This window comes from Pseudomonas sp. PAMC 26793, assembly GCF_000313235.1.
GTDB classification, from domain to species: domain Bacteria; phylum Pseudomonadota; class Gammaproteobacteria; order Pseudomonadales; family Pseudomonadaceae; genus Aquipseudomonas; species Aquipseudomonas yamanorum.
In genome coordinates, this window is the sequence record NZ_AMXG01000009.1 from 57,816 (window position 1) to 77,831 (window position 20,016).

At 58.7% G+C, this 20,016-nt stretch carries 21 protein-coding genes; 15 read left to right on the plus strand and 6 right to left on the minus strand.

What is annotated here, in order from left to right:
- Positions 1 to 133: 133 nt before the first annotated feature.
- A complete protein-coding gene (locus D109_RS1000000132450; protein WP_081585303.1) occupies positions 134 to 1,051 on the minus strand; it encodes a LysR family transcriptional regulator in 918 nt (305 codons plus the stop codon).
- Positions 1,052 to 1,117: 66 nt separating this feature from the next.
- Here D109_RS1000000132450 and D109_RS0101265 point away from each other — a divergent pair, with 66 nt between their 5' ends.
- Positions 1,118 to 1,735, plus strand: coding sequence for a LysE family translocator (locus D109_RS0101265; protein WP_017475284.1), 618 nt, complete (start codon positions 1,118 to 1,120; stop codon positions 1,733 to 1,735).
- Positions 1,736 to 2,200: 465 nt separating this feature from the next.
- On the opposite strand, the gene yiaY is transcribed toward D109_RS0101265, so the two are convergent.
- Positions 2,201 to 3,349, minus strand: coding sequence for an L-threonine dehydrogenase (yiaY, locus tag D109_RS0101270; RefSeq protein ID WP_017475285.1), 1,149 nt, complete (start codon positions 3,347 to 3,349; stop codon positions 2,201 to 2,203).
- Between the two features lie 303 nt (positions 3,350 to 3,652).
- On the opposite strand from yiaY, the gene D109_RS0101275 reads away from it, so the two are divergent.
- From D109_RS0101275 to D109_RS0101285, 3 genes are read left to right on the plus strand one after another with little or no spacing between them, the layout of a single operon-like run.
- Positions 3,653 to 4,087, plus strand: coding sequence for a YeeE/YedE family protein (locus tag D109_RS0101275; RefSeq protein ID WP_017475286.1), 435 nt, complete (start codon positions 3,653 to 3,655; stop codon positions 4,085 to 4,087).
- A 5-nt stretch (positions 4,088 to 4,092) separates the two neighbouring features.
- Entirely contained in the window at positions 4,093 to 4,512 is a 420-nt protein-coding gene (locus D109_RS0101280) for a DUF6691 family protein (RefSeq protein WP_026077704.1), read from the plus strand.
- Positions 4,513 to 4,559: 47 nt separating this feature from the next.
- Positions 4,560 to 5,336 (plus strand): nucleotidyltransferase domain-containing protein, encoded by a 777-nt coding sequence (locus D109_RS0101285; RefSeq protein WP_017475288.1) that lies wholly within the window; start codon positions 4,560 to 4,562, stop codon positions 5,334 to 5,336.
- 224 nt (positions 5,337 to 5,560) lie between these two features.
- Here the strand turns inward: D109_RS0101285 and D109_RS0101290 are convergent, their stop codons facing one another.
- The 4 genes from D109_RS0101290 to D109_RS0101310 form a co-directional block, all read right to left on the minus strand.
- The gene (locus D109_RS0101290; RefSeq protein WP_017475289.1) at positions 5,561 to 5,860 is read right to left on the minus strand and encodes a hypothetical protein; all 300 of its coding nucleotides are present in this window, start codon (positions 5,858 to 5,860) and stop codon (positions 5,561 to 5,563) included.
- An 876-nt stretch (positions 5,861 to 6,736) separates the two neighbouring features.
- On the minus strand, positions 6,737 to 7,498 hold the full coding sequence (locus D109_RS0101300; RefSeq protein WP_081585304.1) for an SDR family NAD(P)-dependent oxidoreductase: 762 nt from the start codon (positions 7,496 to 7,498) through the stop codon (positions 6,737 to 6,739).
- Positions 7,499 to 7,790: 292 nt separating this feature from the next.
- Positions 7,791 to 8,390: an NADPH-dependent F420 reductase gene (locus D109_RS0101305; RefSeq protein WP_017475292.1), complete on the minus strand. Its 600-nt coding sequence runs from the start codon at positions 8,388 to 8,390 to the stop codon at positions 7,791 to 7,793.
- Between the two features lie 62 nt (positions 8,391 to 8,452).
- Positions 8,453 to 9,187 carry an SDR family NAD(P)-dependent oxidoreductase gene (locus tag D109_RS0101310; RefSeq protein WP_017475293.1) on the minus strand — a complete coding sequence of 245 codons (735 nt, stop codon included), beginning with the start codon at positions 9,185 to 9,187 and terminating at the stop codon, positions 8,453 to 8,455.
- Between the two features lie 111 nt (positions 9,188 to 9,298).
- Between D109_RS0101310 and D109_RS0101315 the strand changes: the two genes are divergently transcribed.
- From D109_RS0101315 to D109_RS0101365, 11 genes are all read left to right on the plus strand, one after another.
- Positions 9,299 to 9,673 carry a helix-turn-helix domain-containing protein gene (locus D109_RS0101315; protein WP_017475294.1) on the plus strand — a complete coding sequence of 125 codons (375 nt, stop codon included), beginning with the start codon at positions 9,299 to 9,301 and terminating at the stop codon, positions 9,671 to 9,673.
- Positions 9,674 to 10,242: 569 nt separating this feature from the next.
- Positions 10,243 to 10,989, plus strand: coding sequence for a BPL-N domain-containing protein (locus D109_RS0101320; RefSeq protein WP_017475295.1), 747 nt, complete (start codon positions 10,243 to 10,245; stop codon positions 10,987 to 10,989).
- Positions 10,990 to 11,670: 681 nt separating this feature from the next.
- Entirely contained in the window at positions 11,671 to 12,582 is a 912-nt protein-coding gene (locus D109_RS0101325) for a methyl-accepting chemotaxis protein (protein WP_371103560.1), read from the plus strand.
- A 9-nt stretch (positions 12,583 to 12,591) separates the two neighbouring features.
- The gene (locus D109_RS0101330) at positions 12,592 to 12,960 is read left to right on the plus strand and encodes a response regulator (RefSeq protein WP_017475297.1); all 369 of its coding nucleotides are present in this window, start codon (positions 12,592 to 12,594) and stop codon (positions 12,958 to 12,960) included.
- A gap of 23 nt (positions 12,961 to 12,983) precedes the next feature.
- Positions 12,984 to 13,271 (plus strand): lipid asymmetry maintenance protein MlaB, encoded by a 288-nt coding sequence (locus D109_RS0101335; RefSeq protein ID WP_017475298.1) that lies wholly within the window; start codon positions 12,984 to 12,986, stop codon positions 13,269 to 13,271.
- A 41-nt stretch (positions 13,272 to 13,312) separates the two neighbouring features.
- Positions 13,313 to 15,349, plus strand: coding sequence for a chemotaxis protein CheA (locus D109_RS0101340; protein WP_017475299.1), 2,037 nt, complete (start codon positions 13,313 to 13,315; stop codon positions 15,347 to 15,349).
- A 29-nt stretch (positions 15,350 to 15,378) separates the two neighbouring features.
- The gene (locus D109_RS0101345) at positions 15,379 to 17,037 is read left to right on the plus strand and encodes a methyl-accepting chemotaxis protein (RefSeq protein ID WP_017475300.1); all 1,659 of its coding nucleotides are present in this window, start codon (positions 15,379 to 15,381) and stop codon (positions 17,035 to 17,037) included.
- A 36-nt stretch (positions 17,038 to 17,073) separates the two neighbouring features.
- Positions 17,074 to 17,613, plus strand: a complete 540-nt coding sequence (locus D109_RS0101350; protein ID WP_017475301.1) for a chemotaxis protein CheW — start codon at positions 17,074 to 17,076, stop codon at positions 17,611 to 17,613.
- A 9-nt stretch (positions 17,614 to 17,622) separates the two neighbouring features.
- Positions 17,623 to 18,432 (plus strand): protein-glutamate O-methyltransferase CheR, encoded by an 810-nt coding sequence (locus D109_RS0101355; protein WP_017475302.1) that lies wholly within the window; start codon positions 17,623 to 17,625, stop codon positions 18,430 to 18,432.
- Positions 18,429 to 18,962 (plus strand): chemoreceptor glutamine deamidase CheD, encoded by a 534-nt coding sequence (gene cheD, locus D109_RS0101360; RefSeq protein WP_017475303.1) that lies wholly within the window; start codon positions 18,429 to 18,431, stop codon positions 18,960 to 18,962. The genes D109_RS0101355 and cheD overlap by 4 nt, the downstream gene beginning before the upstream one ends.
- Positions 18,925 to 20,007, plus strand: coding sequence for a chemotaxis response regulator protein-glutamate methylesterase (locus D109_RS0101365; protein ID WP_026077706.1), 1,083 nt, complete (start codon positions 18,925 to 18,927; stop codon positions 20,005 to 20,007). Before cheD ends, D109_RS0101365 begins: the two co-directional genes overlap by 38 nt.
- The last annotated feature ends 9 nt before the right edge of the window (positions 20,008 to 20,016 follow it).

A 20,016-nucleotide genomic window follows, 5' to 3' on the forward strand; every position in this document is an offset into this window, starting at 1 on the left:
CGGCTCGATGCGTTCAAGCTAGGCGTCACCGGACTTCGTGTTTTTTTGTTCAAGTGGGACGGGCTGTTCGTTAGAAAGGCCTGCAGCCTTACTGGTCTGATTTGTAGTGGATGAAACTGAAGATCGACAAGCCTCAGCCCACTGCCTGCAACCAATTAAGTAAATCCATTTCCAGGCTGCCTGGCTTAGGGGCTGTGGGAGACAACAGGCAGTAGTGTGAGCCGTCTTCAACAAATCCTAATGGCGCAACTAACACGCCGCTCTGAATATCGTCGCGCACTAAGTGCCATGGGCCAATTGCCACCCCGAGGCCTGCGACAGCCGCTTGGATGCTGAAATAAAAGTGCTCAAAAGATTGCATCTCCGTGGCAGTAACGGGCAGTCCTTTTGCATTAGCCCACTCCTGCCAAGCCGTAGGTCGGCTAGTAGTCTGAAGCAGAGGGGCTGTGGAGCGCAGACTTTTCCTGCTTTTGCCGAACCACTGATCTGCCTTTTCTGGCCGACAGACAGGGCCGATCTTCTCTGGGAATAGGGTCTCAGCATGATAACCGGAGGGGCGAGGAAAATCGTCCCGCCGAATGGCTAAATCTATGCCATGGTCGAATGAAAAGACGCCGCCTCCGGCCACTAAATGAATGTCTATCCCTCGATGATGTGCTTGGAAGTCGCTCCAACGAGGGATCAGCCATCGCATTAACAGCGTTGGCTCGCAGGACAGCACAAGCTGACGAGCACGACGGGCGTCGGTGCGTATCTCGCGAACTGCCTGGTTCATCAATCCAAGCCCTTCACTAACTGCTTTCGCCAGGTGTCTTCCGGCGTCCGTTAAAAAAACCCTTCGGCTACGCCGCTCGAACAGTTCAACGCCCAGATCCTCTTCAAGCAAGCGCACTGCTCGGCTTATAGCACCTGGTGTCAGATGCAGTTCGTCAGCTGCACGGGCGAAGTTTTCGAACCTTCCGGCTGATTCGAAGCAACGCAACGCGAGCAGAGAAGGCGTGCGTGTCTCGGAGGTTGATGAGCTGTAGTCACTATTACCTTCAGAAATCATCGTTATTGCCAGTGCGTATGGTCTGTAAAAATAGCTTTATACCACCATTAATTCGAAGAGTGCCGCATGAGCGAATGGATAGTAGTAATCACCATTACGATACTCGCATGTATCAGTCCTGGGCCGGATTTCGCCATGGTTTCTCGCAACGGATTGCTACTGTCTCGACGGGCGGGCGTCCTCACAGCTGTGGGTATTGGTTTGGGGGTACTTGTCCACCTCTGCTATACGCTGCTCGGACTAGGGTTAGTGCTTCAACAATCGCCTTGGTTGTTCAATGCGCTGAAGCTGGCTGGAGCTGCGTATCTCGTCTACCTAGGCATCAAAATGCTTCGTTCTAAGCCGGCTATTGAACCGCTGGACGCACCGCCACCGGCCATATCAGATTTTTCAGCTCTGCGTACGGGATTTCTCACGAATGCGTTGAATCCGAAAACTTCGATCTTCATCGTTAGTCTGTTCATGGGTGTAGTACGACCGGACACTGCCTTGACAGTGCAAATAGCATATGGGCTTTCCATCGCTGGGGCGCACACGGTGTGGTTCAGTCTCGTCGCGCTGTGCTTCTCGGCCGGGATGGTGCGCGAGAAATTGTTGGCTGCAAGACAATGGATTGACCGAATTTTTGGAGGCCTACTCGTGAGCTTCGGGATATTACTGGCAATCGCTCAGCGTTCAGTCTGAGTTGAGTTAGCTCTTGCGCAGCGCCTATCAGAACGCCGCATGTTCAAGTTGTTTCTCGAAGGCCGCCAGCACAGCGCTCTACTTACTGGAGGATGCTCAGTTCCAGCCCATTCCGATCCCCTCTGTGCCCTCCTGGCGCGGAGGTTTTACTTGAGCCAGCTGCGTAGACATGCGTGCTGGCACGACCATGGATAGACGTACGCGGTATGCCTGTTCCGGAGCGTAAACCATCGGTGTCGATCTCTACTTAAGTATTCATAGTTGAAACGGCTAGAACACATAAGCGAGTAGCACATGCTTAAGTAGAACGTTGTCACCGGTCGCTCCTGGCCGCCAGTAGCTATTCATGACAGACCGCTTCCGGCCAAGCCAGTGAGCCACTTCCACCCTATCGGTGAGCAAAACCAAAACACCCCGCACTTCAACCAAAGGCGGGGTGTTCTCTCCAGCATCACTTCACATCAATCACATCGCCGTATGAAAAATTTGCTCAATCTCATCCTGATTGGCAGGACGCGGATTGGTAAAGCCGCAGGCATCTTTCATGGCATTGGTTGCCAGGGTCGGAATATCGTCAGCCTTCACACCCAGCTCAACGAGCCCACTCGGAATCCCAACATCCGCAGACAGTTTACGGATAGCCGCGATGGCCGCAGCAGCCCCCTTCTCCGCGTCCAGATGCTGAGTCTCAACCCCCATCGCATGGGCGATATCCTTAAACCGGGCCGGGCATACGCTGGCGTTGAAGCTCGACACGTGAGGCAGCAGGATCGCATTGCACACGCCGTGAGGCAGGTCGTAGAAACCGCCCAGTTGGTGCGCCATGGCGTGTACATATCCCAGCGAAGCATTGTTGAAGGCCATGCCGGCAAGGAATTGCGCGTAGGCCATGTTTTCCCGGGCGGTCATGTCGCTACCCTGAGCAACCGCGGTGCGCAGGTTGGCCGAGATCAGTTCGATGGCTTTGAGTGCGCAGGCATCGGTGATCGGCGTGGCTGCGGTCGACACGTAGGCTTCGACGGCGTGGGTCAGTGCGTCCATGCCGGTGGCGGCGGTCAGGCCTTTGGGCATGGCGGCCATCAGCGAAGGGTCGTTGACGGATAACAGGGGGGTGACGTTGCGGTCGACGATGGCCATTTTCACGTGGCGGACTTCGTCGGTGATGATGCAGAAACGGGTCATTTCACTCGCCGTGCCGGCGGTGGTGTTGATGGCGATCAGTGGCATTTGTGGCTTGGCGGATTGGTCCACGCCTTCGTAGTCGCTGATGTGCCCGCCGTTGGCGGCGCACAGGGCAATGCCCTTGGCGCAGTCATGGGGTGAACCGCCGCCCAGGGAAATAATGAAATCACAGTCGCTGCGGGCCAGCAGTTCCAGGCCCTTCTCCACGTTGCTGACGGTCGGATTCGGTTTGGCGCCGTCAAACAGGGTGGAGTCGATGTCTTGCTGGGCCAACAGGCCAGCGACCTTGGCCGCCACGCCGGCTTTGGCCAGGCCGGCATCGGTGACGATCAAGGCTTTGCGGAATCCGTACTTGCGGATTGCGAGCATCGCCTCGTCGAGGCTACCAATGCCCATCATGTTCACGGAGGGAATAAAGAAGGTGCTACTCATGATAAATCCTCTTTTTATTATGGAGACACGGGAGTCAGTGAGGTTTTCTACTCATCTCGCAGGTGATGCGGCGCGTCTTGCTGTCATCGTTGACGATCACAAGGCTGAGCCTAAACCTATGGCGTCAGACCGAAATGGTCCTTTAGCGGGCATTGACACCTCCTTTAGTACTGGAACAGGGCCTTACCCATTCCATGGGGGCGGCAGCAAAATCTGACGCCCACAGGCCAAGACCCGCACGGAGGGTTATGATGCTTCGCTGATCAACAGCCCTCACCCACCCTTCTGTGCAGGAACTGCAAAATGAGCATTGATTGGATCAACTTCACGCCGTGGGCTTCATTAGGCGGAGGCGCCTTGATCGGGCTGTCCGTCAGCGTGTTTGTTCTCGCGAATGGCCGAGTCGCAGGTATCAGCGGCGTGCTGGGCAGCGTGATGCGGTTTGGCAGTGAGGGCTGGGGCGAGAAAGCGTTGTTTCTGCTTGGCCTGGTGATTGCGCCAATGCTGTGGGGACTGTTTAGCGTCTTGCCACAGATCGAGATCACGGCACAGTGGCCGGCCTTGGTGATGGCGGGGCTGCTCGTCGGCTTGGGAACTCGGTACGGCTCCGGCTGCACCAGTGGTCACGGCGTGTGTGGGATCTCTCGATTGTCACCCCGCTCCCTGGTGGCGACCGTGTGCTTTATGACCGCCGGCTTTGCAACGGTGTACGTCATCCGCCATGTGCTGGGGGTTTGAAGCTGATGACCAAGTTGACCGCATTTCTCGCCGGGCTGATTTTTGGCCTGGGCCTGCTCCTGGCCGGCATGGCCAACCCCGCCAAGGTGTTGGCATTTCTCGATGTGGCCGGAGCCTGGGACCCGTCACTCGCCTTGGTGATGGTCGGGGCCATCGCCGTGGCGGTTATCCCGATGAATTGGGCGCGCAAGCACAAACGATCCTTGCTCGCAGCCCCCATGCAGTTACCTGTGAGCCGGGAGTTGGACGTGCGCTTGATAGGGGGCAGCGTGGTGTTCGGTATTGGTTGGGGAATTGCCGGTATCTGCCCTGGGCCTGCGGTCGCCATTCTGTTTACCGGGCACTGGCAAATTCTCATCTTTGTAGTGGCGATGCTGGTAGGGATGTATGTGTTTTCCAGCCTGGAAGGCCGGCGCACGTCTTGATGGGGTTTGACCCCGATTTTTACTGAACACCACTCACGGACGGCTTCATGGAACGACTCCAACCTCGTGGCATTGATGCGGACGGTTATATCCTCACCGTGCCCAACGTGGAGATGCAGCCACAGTTTCAGGCTTTGCTGACGGACGTTTGCATGACGCTCGCGCGATCGGAACCTCTGCTGGACGGGATTTATCTTTATGGCAGTGTCGCTAGAGGCGACGCAGTGCCGGGGGTTTCTGACCTTGACCTAACCCTTATTCTGCACAGCCCTCCTACGTCGCAGGATTTGGAACTGCTGGAGTCGAAAAGGCGCACGTTGGAAAGTCGGCATACCGAAGTCACCAAGATCGATTTCGATATCGGTAGTCGTGCTGAAGTATTGGCACCTGACAATCGATTGAGCTGGGGGTATTGGCTCAAGCATCACTGTCGTTGCTTATGGGGCAATGATCTGACCAAACTCTTCGACCGGTTCAAGCCGTCGCGCGCTATCGCCATTGCCGTGAATGGTGACTTTGAATCCGTACTGACCCGGTATGCCGACCTTATCGACCAGGCGACCACACCGACGCAATCGCTGCGCTTGCAGCGAGAAGCTTCGCGCAAACTCATCCGGTCAACTCAAGTGCTTCGCTCTGAACAGGACCTGATGTGGCCGCAAACACTTGAAGAGCTGGCAGAGCAGTTTGTTCGGCATTACCCGAGTATGAGAATGCAGATCTCTTTTTTCTTGTCCCAGGCAAGGAACCCGGATGCCAAGCCGAAGAAGTTTACGACTCAGCTCCATCATTTTTTGACCTGGATGGCTACACAAACTGGTTGAATCCATAACGCGCCTATGAAATCAGGGGCGATTCATGTACCTACAGACGGGTTATCACGCATGCCATTACCGCGAAATTCGATATCCATAACCCGTTGGCTGCTCCATGGTGTTACTGAATTGAGTGAGTCATCCTAAGCGTTCCTGGATCATCATCAAAAGATACACCTCCAAGCGACAACAGGCCTTGGATCAACTCCCCCTGAATGACCGATACCCTCTTCTTATTGATGAGTATCAGCCTCCTCTGCGGGGTAAAACTCGCCCTCCTTCCCCATTTTTTTCAGCCGTTCGCGCACAATTACCTCGACGCTGGCTACGGCGGTTTGATCGTCAGGGTTGACCAACTGCAAGCACAGGCGTTGGACATTCTGATCGTGGGTGCCCTCGCTCATCATCTCGTGGGTGAAGACCTGTTCGCCACGCCATAGGCATAGCTGGGTATGCGTCTCGCCAAGCCATATTTCGTTGATTGATCCAAGGTCGGTTGTCTCTAGTTGATCGACGGTGATTGTCTTATCCATTGCGCTGTACCTTACCCATGAGTAGATACAGATAGACTTACCGGCATAGCGGGTCGTTCCACACGTTGGCAGTTCAACCGGGCCAATGGTGGTTAAGCACGTCCCGGTTGGAACCAGGCCAATTGACGATTGAAGGCGGACAGTACGAGTCGATAAGGGCAATCACATGACTGATCCTGCTGTTTCACATGCAAATGGGCGCGTCTGGATCAACCTTTATCTCCACTCCTCGGGCTGATATGCCAGCTCAACAGATGGAGTGCGGCTTACGGAACGACCGGCTGCTATCGGCCAGGAGCAGACCTTCCTTAAATCTCCAAATAGGTTTACAAGCCAGATACGTTCACAAGTTTAGGCAAGACGGCATGACACTTTCCAAGGGCCGTATCATAAAACTGATCACTATTGACCGGGCGGCGGTGGTACTCAGGGACTGGATGAGTTCTCGGGAGGCGGCTCCTGGAGATATCGCCGTGGTTGAAAGGGTTTCAATGGGGGAGGCTGGATGTACCGTTCTCTTGTTGTGCGAGCCAGAAGTAGGATTCCTTGAGTGGAGAGCATCATATTTTGAGGCTGGGTTGACCTATGAGGTGCTTAGTAGCAGTCCCACTGACGTCGCCTCTTGAATGTCTGCTCAAGGCCGATAGCTGCCCCTCGCGGTTGGCTTAGGCACGCACTTACATAGGGATCGCCGGTGCCGAGTGGGCCATAGATGCTTCGGCACCGCGGGACCTCTGTGGGGGTTGGGCAGCCTTACGCTGCAGAAATCTATCCGGCATTTCCTCAGGCCCGCGCTGAAATTCAGTGATATCCGTCCGGCGAGTCGGCGAAACAGGTAACCCGTCTACTGACATGCTCCAGGGGAGTAAATTAAAACTAGGTCAGATTCAATCCGCCGTCTGACAGGAGTATCTCGCCGGTTAAGTAGTCCGACTCGATCAGCATTACAACAGCTTTTGCGATGTCTTCTGGGCTAGCGGCCCTGCGCATAGGTGCGCGAGTTCGCCACAACTCTTGCGCACCTGTCCACTGTGCGGTCAGAGGCGTGTCGACCAAGCCGGGCGCCACTGCGTTTACGCGAATTTCTGGCCCTAGCTCTAAGGCGAGCAAGCGGGTCATGTGATTAAGCGCAGCTTTGCTCACCGCATAGGGAATCGATGCACCTTTAGGACGGATACCGGCATGCGAACTTATGTTTACGACGCAACCTGCTCGACGGTAACGTGCGGCATCGCGCAAGGCCGACTCGGCCAACGCAACCAGGTGGAACGGTGCCACGACATTAACCTCGTGAAGTTCGTGCCACACGGTCGAGGTGGCCGAGGCAAGGTCGCCGTGCGGAATGACTCTGCTAATACCGGCGTTATTGACCAGTACGTCGAGTTGCCCCCACGCGGCGATCGTCTCTTCAATTAGCCTGACCCTGTCAGCTTCTAAAGCAAGATCAGCTTGCACGTAAATAGCCTGCTTCATTTCTGCAACCATGGCGCGTCCCGTATCCGCCGAGTTCCGCGAATGGATCACCACCGCATAGCCTGCCCGATTTAGTACACGAGCAATGGCCGCGCCGATACCAGAAGTGGATCCTGTAACCAACGCGACGCGTAATACAGGATCAATTGTCGAATTGGTTTCCATATGGATACCTTAAATGGATTGCCAGTGAGCCAACACCGTAGCATCAAGTGGGTAACGTCGGCGTCATCTACCAAATCTGTCCAGCTTGGGAAGAGCTGTCTTCCGAACGGATTTTGCCTTTCACGACCGGCTGAAATCGACCCATAGCGGACGCTGGCTAGATCGTTTGAGTGAGCCTAATTGCCGCTGGCATTTGCCTCACATTGGCCGGTGGCAGTCAATCATCGATGCTGATGTGGTCGATTAAACAGTGGCGATTTTCCCTTCACAGGCGGGATCGAGTCACCACCGCTCAGTCCGGCTTTACCAGGTCCTTGAAGATCAATGGACCCCAGCTGTTGCCCCGCGCTTGCACAAGCAGTCCACCTTCCGAAAGCCCTCCCAGCTTGATCGGTGCGAAACCTAGGGTTTCTGCAAGCGAACCGATTTCCTTCGCGGCAGCGTCATCGTCGCTGGCTAAAAAGACGACTCTTCGGCCACCTTGCAACGTCGGATCCTGTTCAAGGACATTTGAGCCCAAATGGTTGAAGCCCTTGACCAATCTTGCGCCCGTAAACGCCTGAGCGACGGCCTTGGACGATGGCTCACCACCCAACTCTTCAGGCGATACGCCGTACGCATTGGTCACATCGATGACGGTCTTTCCCTTCCACGTTGGCAGCGCCTTTGCGATATCCAGGTGGGACTCAAACCGCACAGCAAGAAAGATGATATCCGCGCTGACAGCCTCGGTTAGCGTTTTTGGAATGATCGTCGGCCCGATAGCAGCCGCATCGGCTGCAAGGTTTTCAGGACTGCGAGTGGCTGCCACGGCTACGTCGATGCCCTTGCGGGCAAACGCCTTTGCCAGGGCATGGCCGATTTTGCCGAAGCCGATAATTGCGTAGCTCATATTATTTCCTTTCGGATTTACCGCGCCCGACGAATGATGGAAAGGAGGTCGGGCGCAGCGGATTAAAGTTGCGCCAGGCCGCCGTCGACGGCCACTTCGCTGGCGGTCATGAAACTGCTGTCCGACGACGCGAGAAAGGCAGCCACTGCTCCAATTTCCGCCGGCTCGGCCATGCGCTGGAGCGGAGTCATTGCACCGTAGGCCTTCTGACCTTCTTCGCCCAACGCTTCCTTGGCCAGTTCGGTCGCCGTCGCGCCAGGCGAGAGCACATTGACGCGGATGCCCGTGCCCTTCAGATCCTCAGCCCAGGTCCGGGCGAGGTTGCGCACGGCTGCTTTGCTCGCGCTGTACGCGGTGAATCCCGGGGCACCGGTGGTGCCCGCGCTCGAGCCGGTGAGAATGATCGAACTGCCCGGGCCCATCAGCGGCAGTGCCTGCTGGACCGTGAAGATGGTTCCCTTCACGTTGGTATCAAAGGCTTCGTCAATGTGCTCGGCGGTGATCTGGCCAAGCGGTAGGGGGCTGCCGGCACCGGCATTGGCGAAGACGATGTCGAGGGTTCCGCGTTCGGCTTTCACCGCTGCGTAGAGCCGGCGGAGATCGGCCTCATTGGAAACCGAGCCTTTCACCGCACGAGCATCGGGCCCCAGTTCGGCCACTGCGTCGTCGAGCGCTTGCTGCCGGCGGCCGAAGATGAAGACGAAAGCGCCTTCCTCGATGAAACGCTTCGCCGCCGCTAGGCCGATGCCGGTAGCGCCGCCGGTGATCACGGCGGTCTTGCCATTGAGTCTGGTCATGGTGTGCATCCTTGGTTGCAGTTGACGCAAGCAAAACTGCTTGCTTGAAAACAAGGATGCGTCGTTGATAACCTAAGGACAAGTATGCACCTTTTGGTAAGTAGGTAAGACATGGACACATTTGATGAGGTTTGCGGGACCGGTTGCGGGCTCAACGCCACGCTGCGCGTCATTTCGGGCAAGTGGAAACCACTGATACTTTTTTTTCTGCGCGACGGTCCGAAACGCTATGGCGAGTTGAAACGCTTAATCCCAGGCGTTAGCGACAAGGTGCTGATTCAGCAGTTAAAGGATCTTGAAGGTGACCGCGTGCTGGCCCGCAATGACTACCGGGAAGTGCCGCCGCGCGTGGACTACACGCTGACCCCGCTGGGTAGCAGTTTGTCGGAGGCGATTCTTCCCCTATGCAATTGGGGAACCCGGAACGCCGCTGAAATGGCGAGGATCTTCTCTGAGCGTGATGCCCTTGCTAAGCAGGACGTCTGAGCGCTGCTGGAGGGGCAGAGGTCGGCATGCGCCAGATCTTGGGAGGTCTGATTCCCACGGACTGCATCTGAGGGTGACGGGACTAGCGGGAAGGCGGCGGTATTTCTCGAATGTCCACTGTCTGCTTCTGGCCGATTCTGTTGAAAAAGTCGGCTTGCCCAAAACGCTTGAATATTGATGGATGAAAACATCTGGTTTGCACGCTGCTACGTGAAATCAGACTCCTGAACCTTCTGCGCAAAACTCAGATTTCAATCTCAGGCGCGTACTTTTCTGCCGTGGAATTAGAAGTCGACTTTTTCAACAGAATCGGCCGATTGCAGCCAGTCACCAATGGCAGCAATCGGACAAAAGCAGCGAACAACGCCAACCCATCCGGCGTTACTGCACCTTGCATAGCCCTTCTCCAAACACACCCGTAGCCGATGTATTGGGCCAGCCTGGAAAATGTTGGGCCAAGCAACACTGGCCGATTTACAAATGTTCACGCCTTCACGTGGCTATTGGCTTTAGGCTTTGACTCACAAAGTCCGATCGGACCCAATCAGTTTCAAGACGGCCCTACAACCATGAATCTGCACGCCATCGCCGCGACGCTTTTTGCGTTTTTCACGCTGCTTCCTTACTCGGTGCAAGCCGCAACCCCCATCACCCATGTCGCGATCTACCGAGGCCCCGCCGGCTGCGAGGAATGTTCAGAGAAGGTTAAAACAGCCCTGCTGCGCGTCCGCCCGAATGCGCAGATTGACTTTGTAGGTGCCGATGAATCGATCGACATCACGCCGCAAAGCCTCGCTCGTTATGACCTCTACGTTCAACCCGGGGGCGGTCAGGACATCCCTGCGGCGCTTGATAGTTTGGGGGATGCGCGGGTGCAAGCCATTCGTGACTTTGTCGCCCAGGGTGGGCGCTACCTGGGGCTGTGTATGGGCGCTTATCTGGCCGATGACAGCAATTTTGGCCTGATACCCTACGACCTTGATTCAGAGGCGGGCAGGCCTGGGTTTGAGGTCGCGGGCATTGCGGACGCGGCGGTGAACGTTGTGTGGGATGGGAAAGCCGATAGCGTCTTTTATCAGGATGGGCCTTACTTTCCCACGCCTGACGCGACCTCGCCTTCTTCAACCATTGCGACCTACCGGAATGGTGATGTGGCGGCAGCGCGTTACACCTATGAAAACGGGGTAGTGGTTCTGAGTGGCCCGCATCCTGAGGCGGATTGGGAGTGGTTCGAGAAGGCGAATATTCCTTCGAGCGAGATGCCGCGGAGTGACCTTTTTGGGGCGTTAGTGCGCAGCATTGAAGATCGCAGGTAGGGGCGAGCTCTGCACATATTAGGCGGGGTGTTCTCTCCAGCATCACCCCACATCAATCACATCCCATGGGCGATGTCTTTAAACCGGCCGGGCATACGCTGGTGCTGAAGCTCGACACATGGGGCAGCAGTATCGCGTTGCACACGCCGTGCCGGCGGTGGTGTTGATAGCGATCAGTGCTATGTGTTTTCTACGCTGGAAGGCCGGCGCACGTCTTGATGGGGCCTGACCTCGATTTCTCTGTAGGCAAACCCAAGAAACAGTAACCTGCTGGTCATAAACCAGACGGAAGGCACACAGGAAGTCTAAAGTTGTTAAGCGCAGGGCAGATAACCCCTATGTCGTTCATATCCGCAACAAAGTTCAAGGATCGAACTCATGACCCAGCGTCAATCCAGCCACACTCCCCCTCTCGGTCATCCGCGTTTTCGCTGGTTCGCTTTCATCCCGGTCGTACCCGCCGTGATTTGGACAGTCATGCAATCAACCTCTGCAGCCAACCTGACGGCCTGCGCGGTACTGGTGTTGATCGGCCTCGGTGCCTGCGCGTGGAGCGCGAGTTCGCAGCGTGACGCAGCGCAGCTAGACGTTGCGCGGGCGCAGACGGATCAGGCCGTCGCGCAAGCGGCGCGCAACGCCATGGCCTCGCGGGCACAGCTCGATGAGGTGTTGCTGGGCGCCATGCCGATCTGGGCCAAGCAGGTAGAAAGCTCGCGCCATCAGACCGAAGAAGCGATTGTGAGCCTGGCTAACCGGTTTACCGGGATCGCCGCGCGTTTGCAGGAAACAGTACAAGCCTCGCAGCACGCTGCCGGTGAACTTGATGGCCACGCCGCCGATGGGGCGCTTGAGGCGCTGGCACGCAGCGACAGTGAACTGAGCCAGGTGATCGATTCGCTCAAAGCCACTCAAAGCAGCCGTGACCAAACCTTGGCCCAGGTCCGCAGCCTTACCGCCTACACAGGTGAACTGCGCACCATGGCCGCTGACGTGGCAGCGATTGCCGCACAAACCAACCTGCTGGCCCTCAACGCCGCCATCGAGGCGGCGCGTGCCGGTGAGGCCGGTCGTGGCTTCGCAGTGGTGGCCGATGCGGTGCGCAGCCTGTCGAGCAAATCCAGTGAAACCGGCCAGCAGATGTCGGCCAAAGTCGACATCATCAATAACGCCATTACTCAATTGGTGCAGGCCGCGTCCAGCAGTGCCGACCAGGACAGCCATTCGGTGGCCGAGTCCGAAAACAGTATTCAAGTGGTGCTCGAACGCTTCCAGAACATCACCGGGCGTCTGGCCGAATCCGCCGACCTGCTCAAGCAGGAAAGTTACGGCATCCGGGATGAGATGACCGAGGTGCTGGTCAACCTGCAATTCCAGGACCGGGTCAGCCAGATCCTCAGACACGTGCGCGACAACATGCACGCCCTGCATGACCACCTTCTGCAGGCCAGCCAGGCCCCGGACCAGACGGTAGCCGTCGACGCCCGCCAGTGGCTAGCACGCATGGAAGCCACCTACGCCACCGAGGAGCAACGGCGCATCCATCATGGTGAAGCGACCGTGCAGCAGAATTCCCAAGACATTACTTTCTTTTAGGAGCGCATCATGGCAAAGAGTGTATTAGTGGTCGACGACTCCAGCAGTGTGCGGCAAGTGGTCGGTATTGCCTTGAGAAGTGCCGGTTACGACGTCATCGAGGCCAGCGACGGCAAGGATGCACTGGGCAAGCTCACCGGGCAGAAGGTGCACCTGATCATCAGCGACGTGAACATGCCCAACATGGACGGCATCACCTTCGTCAAGGAGGTCAAGAAGCTGGCCAACTACAAGTTCACGCCTATCATCATGCTGACCACTGAATCCCAGGAGTCGAAGAAGGCCGAGGGCCAGGCCGCCGGCGCAAAGGCCTGGGTGGTCAAGCCGTTCCAGCCGGCGCAGATGCTGGCAGCGGTGTCAAAACTGATACTGCCCTGATCCCCGGCGCCAAGGAGGCTCCCATGACGATAGCCACTGAAACCTCCGACGACACTGCCCGAGTGCGCATTGACGGCGAGCTTACGATCTACACCGTAGCGGAACTGGCGGGCGCGCTGCTGCCGCAGATCGGCGCGGCACCACGCCTTGAGTTGGACCTGTCTCAGATCACGGAACTGGATGGCGCCGGCTTGCAGTTGCTCGCGGTCATCCGGCGTGAAGCCAGTATTGCCGGCGTCGCCTTGAGCGTGACCGGCCAGAGCCCGGTGCTCATACAGGCGCTCCAACTGTGTCGCATTGAGGCCTCATAGTCAGCGCCTCCCACGTTTTTTGATCGACAAGGAAAGTCACGGTGAGCATCAATCTCGATCAGGCACAGCAGACATTCATCGTTGAGGCACGCGAGCTGTTGCAGGCCATGGAGCAATCCCTGCTGCAATTGGAAAGCGAGCCCGCCGACCAGGATGCCATTGGCGCGATTTTCCGCGCCGCCCACACCATCAAGGGTTCGGCGGGCCTTTTCGGTCTGGCGTCGATCGTGGGGTTCACGCATATCGTCGAAGACGTGCTTGACCGTCTGCGCGAAGGCAAAGTGGCGGTGGACGCCGCATTGATCGTGCTGCTGCTCAAGTGCGGTGACCACATCCTGGAACTGGTCGAAGTGGTCGCCAACCGCGGTGAGACGCCGACGCCTGCCACACTGGAGCGCGGCGAGGCATTGCGCGAGGCGCTGAGTGCCTATCAGCCGTTGCAAACCGCCGTTGCCAGCGTCGAAACCGCTGAGGTGGACGACGACGCGGCGGTCGAAGTGCTTTGGCATATTTCCCTGCGCTTCTGCGTGGATGTATTCCGCAACGGCATGGACCCGTTGTCCTTCCTGCGTTACCTCGACACCTTGGGCACGCTGTTGCAGGTCACCACCTTGACGGATCGCATTCCGGCCGCAGACACCTGGGACCCGGAAAGCTGCTATCTGGGGTTCGAGATTGACCTGCGCTCGACGGCCAGCCACGCCACCCTCAACGAAGTGTTCGACTTTGTGCGTGACGACTGTGAAGTGCACATCAGCCCCGTAGACGAAGCGCCTGACAGCACAGCGGCCGTCGCTGGCGACTGGGTCACGCCGGCCGAACCAGGCCTTGTGACCACCGCACCGCAGCGTCCGGCGGCCAGCGAGGCGAAACCCCGCGACGGCAATTACGTGCGCGTCAACGCCGACAAGCTCGACGAATTGATCAATCTGGTTGGCGAGTTGGTCATCGCCAGCGCCGGCGCGAGCCTGCTGGCTCGTTCCTCTGACAATGACTCCTTGCAAGAGGCCGCTTCCACGGTCTCGGGGCTGGTGGAAGAGATCCTCGATGGCGCTCTGCACTTGCGCATGATCCCTATCGGCGACACGTTCAACCGCTTCCGCCGCGTGGTGCGCGATATCAGCCAGGAACTGGGCAAGGACATCGAACTGATCATCAGCGGCGCGGAAACCGAACTGGACAAGACCGTGGTCGAGAAGATCGGCGACCCGCTGATGCACCTATTGCGCAATGCCATGGACCACGGTATCGAAAGCACCGAGGCGCGGCGTGCGGCCGGCAAGTCGGCCAAGGGCTATCTGAGCCTCAATGCCTACCATGACTCGGGGAGCATTGTCATTGAGATCGCCGACGACGGCGCCGGGCTCAACCGCGAGCGCATCCTGCAAAAAGCCCAGGATCGCGGGCTGGTGGCCAGCGGTGCGGTGCTCACCGACCAGGAGATCTACAACCTGATCTTCGAAGCGGGCTTCTCCACCGCCGAGGTCGTGACCAACCTGTCCGGGCGCGGCGTCGGCATGGACGTGGTCAAGCGCAATATCACCTTGTTGCGCGGCACCGTGGACCTCGATAGCCGCCCCGGCCAGGGCACCGTGGTGCGCATTCGCTTGCCGCTGACCCTGGCAATCATCAATGGATTCCTGGTCGGCATCGACCAATCCACCTATGTGATTCCGCTGGACATGGTCCAGGAATGTATCGAACTGGATGGACACCAGCGCCAGTCCAGCCGTGAAACGGGCTATCTGGACCTGCGTGGCGAGGTGTTGCCGCTGGTGCACCTGCGCGACCACTTCAGTCACGAAGGCCCCGCAGCCCGACGCCAGAATGTGGTGGTGGTGCGCAACGCCGAGCATAAGGCCGGGCTGGTGGTGGATGACCTGCTCGGCGAGTTCCAGACCGTGATCAAACCCCTGGGCAAGTTGTTCGGCGCACTGCGCGGCATCAGCGGCTCGACCATATTGGGCAGCGGCGCGGTGGCCCTGATCCTGGATGTACCGGTACTGCTCAACCACATCGTACAACTGGAAGCCCGCACGACTCAGGCGCCTCAATCGCCACCGGTCGTCGCCCGCTGACGCATTCGCAATTCCATGGAGGTTCCCCGATGAAATGGTTCTACGATCTTAAAATTTCCACCAAGCTGATCAGCTCGTTCCTGCTGGTCCTGGCGCTTACCGCGGCCATGGGCGGCTTCGCCATCCACCAGCTCGGTGCGGTCAACCAGGCTGCCCAGGACATCAAGGGCAACTGGATGCCCTCCATGCGCGCAGCGGCCGGCATGCGTTTTTTTGCCGCCAACTACCGCTTGAAAGAAAACCGCCAGGTCGGTACCGAGATCGCCGAGGAAAAGGCCCAGGCCGAACGCGAAGCCGTCGAGTCGCGTCAACAGTTCGAAGCCCGCATGGGCACCTACGAGCAATTACTGTCGAACGATGAAGATCGTCAGCTCCTGGCCGGCGTGAAAAGCGCCTGGACCTCCTACTTGGCGACCAGCAGCCAGTTGCTCGAACTGTCCCGGCAGAACCAGGAAGTTCCGGCGCGCGTCTTGCTCAGAGGCGAGTCCAGGGTGCAATTCGATCAGGTGACCGACCGCCTGCAGAAAATGGTCGAATTCAACGACGCCGGTGCGAGTGCTGCCGGCGACAAGGGCTCAGCGCTGTACGAAAACGCACGCGTGTCGATCATCGCGGTACTGGTCGCGGCCCTGTTGATCGGCCTGGGCCTGGCGATATTCATCGCGCGGATCATTTCCCGCCCGTTGCGCCAGGCCGCGAGCGTCGCCGAGCAATTGGCCGAAGGCAACCTCAACGCCCACATCGAGCCGGGTGGGAAAGATGAAACCGGCATGGTGCTCAACGCCATGCGCAATATGGTCGGCAAGCTGGCACATATCATCGGTGAAGTGCGTAACGCCGCCGATAACCTCGCCAGCGCCTCCGAGCAAGTCAGCGCGACTGCGCAATCGATGAGCCAGGCGACCAGTGAACAGGCCTCCAGCGTCGAGGAAACCAGTGCGTCGATCGAGCAGATGAGCGCCAGCATCAACCAGAACACCGAAAACGCCAAGGTCACCGATGGCATGGCCAGCAAGGCCGCCAAGGAAGCCACCGAAGGCGGCGAATCGGTACAGCAGACGGTGGTGGCGATGAAAAAAATCGCCCAGCGCATCAGCATCATCGACGACATCGCCTACCAGACCAATCTGCTCGCGCTCAACGCCGCCATTGAGGCCGCTCGGGCCGGCGAGCACGGCAAGGGGTTCGCCGTGGTAGCCGCCGAGGTGCGCAAGCTGGCTGAACGCAGCCAGGTAGCCGCCCAGGAAATCGGTGAACTGTCCTCCAGCAGCGTGGACATGGCCGAGAAAGCCGGCAAGTTGCTCGACGAAATGGTGCCTTCCATCAACAAGACGTCCGACCTTGTGCAGGAAATCAGCGCCGCGTCCGAGGAACAGGCCGCCGGTGTCGCGCAGATCAACACGGCGATGACCCAGCTCAACCAGGTGACCCAGCAAAATGCCTCGAGCAGCGAGGAACTGGCGGCCACGGCCGAGGAAATGAGCAGCCAGGCCGAGCAACTGCAACAGGCCATGAGCTTCTTCGTACTGGATTCGGCGCCCAAGGCCGCAGTTCAAAGCAGCAACGTGGACAGCCCGGGCAGCCAGCCCAACCGTCAGGCGCCACGCGCAAAACCACCGACGCCGCGCAAAGCGTTCGCCTACACCATGGCCAGTGCTCCGGACGAAGCGGATTTCACCCGCTTCTGATCGCACGATCAATACGGGCCTACCAGGGAGAGTGACATGGGCGCAGTAATGACGACTCGGCAGACCGCAGTGGCGGTAGATGAGGACGCGCAGTACCTGACCTTCATGCTCGGCGGCGAAATTTTCGCCATCGGCATTCTGGGGATCAAGGAAATTATTGAATACGGCAGCCTGACCGTGGTGCCGATGATGCCCGCTTTCGTGCGCGGGGTGATCAACCTTCGCGGTGCGGTGGTGCCGGTGGTCGACCTGTCGGCACGCTTTGGGCGGGCCAACTCGGCGATCACCCGGCGCTCCTGCGTGATCATCATTGAGGCGAGTACCGAAGAGGGTCAGCCTCAGGACATCGGGTTGCTGGTCGATACGGTGTCTGCCGTAAGGGAGATCCCGGCCACGCAGATCGAACCGCCCCCCAACTTCGGCGCGCGAATTCGCGCTGACTTCATCAGCGGCATGGCCAAGGTCGACAGCAAGTTCGTGATCGTGCTGGAGGTGGACAAGGTGCTGTCCATCGATGAGATGTCCAGCCTCGCCGAGGCCGGCCAGGCGCCGGCCCTCGACCTCGACCTGCGTTGAGACCCGACCATGCCAGACACCGTCTCCATCGACGACCGTGAATTCGGTCAGTTCCAGGCCTGGCTGTACCGCGCGGCCGGCATCAATCTGTCGCCGGCCAAGAAAGCCCTGGTGGCCGGGCGCCTGTTCAAGCGCCTCAAGCACTATGAGCTGCACAGCTATGGTGAGTATTTCAAGCTGATCATGAATGACCAGCGCAAGGGCGAACTGCAGGTTGCGCTGGACTTGCTGACCACCAACGAAACCTATTTTTTTCGCGAGCCCAAGCACTTCGACTTCCTGCGTCAGCAGGTGCTGCCCCGAGCCGCGCCGGGCAAGGTGTTTCGCGTGTGGAGCGCGGCCAGCTCCTCCGGTGAAGAGCCCTACAGCCTGGCGATGACCCTGGCCGAAAGCCTCGGCAGCACGCCCTGGGAAGTGATCGGCTCGGACATCAGCTCCCAAGTGCTGGCCAAGGCGCGCACCGGCCATTACTCCATGGAACGCACCGAGACATTGCCCCAACCGCTGCTGGCCAAGTACTGCCTCAAGGGCATTGGTCGCCAGGAGGGCACCTTGCTGATCGACAAGGCCTTGCGTAGCCGCGTCAATTTTGTCCAGGTCAACCTGAACGAAGCGCTGCCGGCCCTGGGTGAGTTCGAGGTGATCTTCCTGCGCAACGTGATGATTTATTTCGACCAGCCGACCAAGAGCCAGGTAATCGCGCGCCTGCTGCCGCTGCTCAAACCCGGCGGTTACCTGATTATCAGCCACTCGGAAAGCCTCCACGGCGTCAATGACACCCTGAAGCTGGTGGCTCCGTCGATTTACCGCAAGCCATGAAAAAGCCCGTCGGTACAGCCGAAGTGGTATTGGCCCCTGGCCAGGTCAGCTTTGCGACGCGGCCGACGCGCCTGCGCACCTTGCTCGGTTCCTGCGTGGCGATCACCTTTTGGCACCCGCAACGGCTGATCGGCGGCATGTGTCACTTCATGCTGCCGGGGCGCCTGCGCCACCATCAGCCCCTGGACGGCCGATATGCCGACGAAGCCCTGGAACTGCTGCTGCGCCACGCGGAGATCAATGGCACGCACGCACGGGATTACCAGGTCAAGTTGTTCGGCGGCGGCAAAATGTTTCCCGAGCAGCCGCGCCGCCTGCCGACGCAGGACGTGGCCAGCCTGAATATTCGCGCGGCGCTGGCCCTGGCCGAGCACTATCACCTGCACCTGACAGCCCAGGACCTGGGCAGTACCGGTTACCGCTCGATCATGTTCGACCTGTGGAACGGCAACGTCTGGGTTCGGCACCAACCAATGGGAACACTTCAACAAAATGCTTACCAAAAAAATCAGTGTGCTGCTGGTCGATGACTCGGCCGTGGTGCGCCAGGTACTGCTGGCGATTCTCAGCGATACGCCGGATATTCACGTCATGGGCGCCGCCTCCGACCCCATTTTTGCCATGGAAAAACTCGCCCGGGAATGGCCAGACGTGATCGTGCTGGACGTGGAAATGCCGCGCATGGACGGCATCACCTTTCTCAAGAAAATCATGAGCGAACGGCCGACACCGGTGGTGATCTGTTCCTCGCTGACCCAGAAAGGCGCGGAAACCTCCCTGCAGGCGCTGTCGGCCGGCGCTGTGGAAATCATCACCAAGCCCAGCACGGGGTTGAAGAGTTTCCTGATCGAATCGGCGGCCGAGCTGGTGGCAGCCATCCGTGCCGCAGCGAACTCCAACGTCAGGAACCTGGGCAAGCGCAGCGCCAGCCCGGCGCCGTCACTGGCCCCGGCCAGCAAGCTCAGCGCGGATGCGATCCTGCCCGCCGCCAATGGTCATGCCATGGCCCAGACCACAGAGCGTATCGTCGCCATCGGCACCTCCACCGGCGGGACCCAAGCGCTGGAGGCGGTGCTGACGTCACTGCCGCGGGTGTGCCCAGGCATGGTGATCGTGCAGCACATGCCTGAAAAGTTCACCGCGTCATTCGCTGAGCGCCTCAACAGCGTATGCGAGATCGAGGTACGCGAAGCGCGCAACAACGACCGCATCCTGCCTGGCCTGGCCCTGATCGCCCCTGGCGGCAAGCACCTGATGGTCACCCGCAGCGGCGCCTATTATCACGCCCAGGTCATTGATGGACCGTTGGTCAACCGGCACCGGCCATCAGTGGATGTGCTGTTTCGCTCGGTGGCCAAGTTCGCCGGCAAGAACGCCACTGGAATCATCATGACCGGCATGGGCGACGACGGCGCGCGCGGGCTCAAGGAGATGCTTGAGGCCGGAGCCGCGACGGTGGCCCAGGACGAAGACAGTTGCGTGGTGTTCGGCATGCCCAAGGAAGCCATCAAACTCAACGCCGCTCAGCGCATCATGGCACTGGGGGATATTCATCAGGCGATTTTGTATAAGTGAACTTGAGCC

Coding starts and splice junctions, on each gene's coding strand:
- D109_RS1000000132450 (WP_081585303.1), bottom strand. CDS start 1,051: ATGATTTCTGAAGGTAATAGTGACTACAGCTCATCAACCTCCGAGACA.
- D109_RS0101265 (WP_017475284.1), top strand. CDS start 1,118: ATGAGCGAATGGATAGTAGTAATCACCATTACGATACTCGCATGTATC.
- yiaY (WP_017475285.1), bottom strand. CDS start 3,349: ATGAGTAGCACCTTCTTTATTCCCTCCGTGAACATGATGGGCATTGGT.
- D109_RS0101275 (WP_017475286.1), top strand. CDS start 3,653: ATGAGCATTGATTGGATCAACTTCACGCCGTGGGCTTCATTAGGCGGA.
- D109_RS0101280 (WP_026077704.1), top strand. CDS start 4,093: ATGACCAAGTTGACCGCATTTCTCGCCGGGCTGATTTTTGGCCTGGGC.
- D109_RS0101285 (WP_017475288.1), top strand. CDS start 4,560: ATGGAACGACTCCAACCTCGTGGCATTGATGCGGACGGTTATATCCTC.
- D109_RS0101290 (WP_017475289.1), bottom strand. CDS start 5,860: ATGGATAAGACAATCACCGTCGATCAACTAGAGACAACCGACCTTGGA.
- D109_RS0101300 (WP_081585304.1), bottom strand. CDS start 7,498: ATGGAAACCAATTCGACAATTGATCCTGTATTACGCGTCGCGTTGGTT.
- D109_RS0101305 (WP_017475292.1), bottom strand. CDS start 8,390: ATGAGCTACGCAATTATCGGCTTCGGCAAAATCGGCCATGCCCTGGCA.
- D109_RS0101310 (WP_017475293.1), bottom strand. CDS start 9,187: ATGACCAGACTCAATGGCAAGACCGCCGTGATCACCGGCGGCGCTACC.
- D109_RS0101315 (WP_017475294.1), top strand. CDS start 9,299: ATGGACACATTTGATGAGGTTTGCGGGACCGGTTGCGGGCTCAACGCC.
- D109_RS0101320 (WP_017475295.1), top strand. CDS start 10,243: ATGAATCTGCACGCCATCGCCGCGACGCTTTTTGCGTTTTTCACGCTG.
- D109_RS0101325 (WP_371103560.1), top strand. CDS start 11,671: ATGCCGATCTGGGCCAAGCAGGTAGAAAGCTCGCGCCATCAGACCGAA.
- D109_RS0101330 (WP_017475297.1), top strand. CDS start 12,592: ATGGCAAAGAGTGTATTAGTGGTCGACGACTCCAGCAGTGTGCGGCAA.
- D109_RS0101335 (WP_017475298.1), top strand. CDS start 12,984: ATGACGATAGCCACTGAAACCTCCGACGACACTGCCCGAGTGCGCATT.
- D109_RS0101345 (WP_017475300.1), top strand. CDS start 15,379: ATGAAATGGTTCTACGATCTTAAAATTTCCACCAAGCTGATCAGCTCG.
- D109_RS0101350 (WP_017475301.1), top strand. CDS start 17,074: ATGGGCGCAGTAATGACGACTCGGCAGACCGCAGTGGCGGTAGATGAG.
- D109_RS0101355 (WP_017475302.1), top strand. CDS start 17,623: ATGCCAGACACCGTCTCCATCGACGACCGTGAATTCGGTCAGTTCCAG.
- cheD (WP_017475303.1), top strand. CDS start 18,429: ATGAAAAAGCCCGTCGGTACAGCCGAAGTGGTATTGGCCCCTGGCCAG.
- D109_RS0101365 (WP_026077706.1), top strand. CDS start 18,925: ATGCTTACCAAAAAAATCAGTGTGCTGCTGGTCGATGACTCGGCCGTG.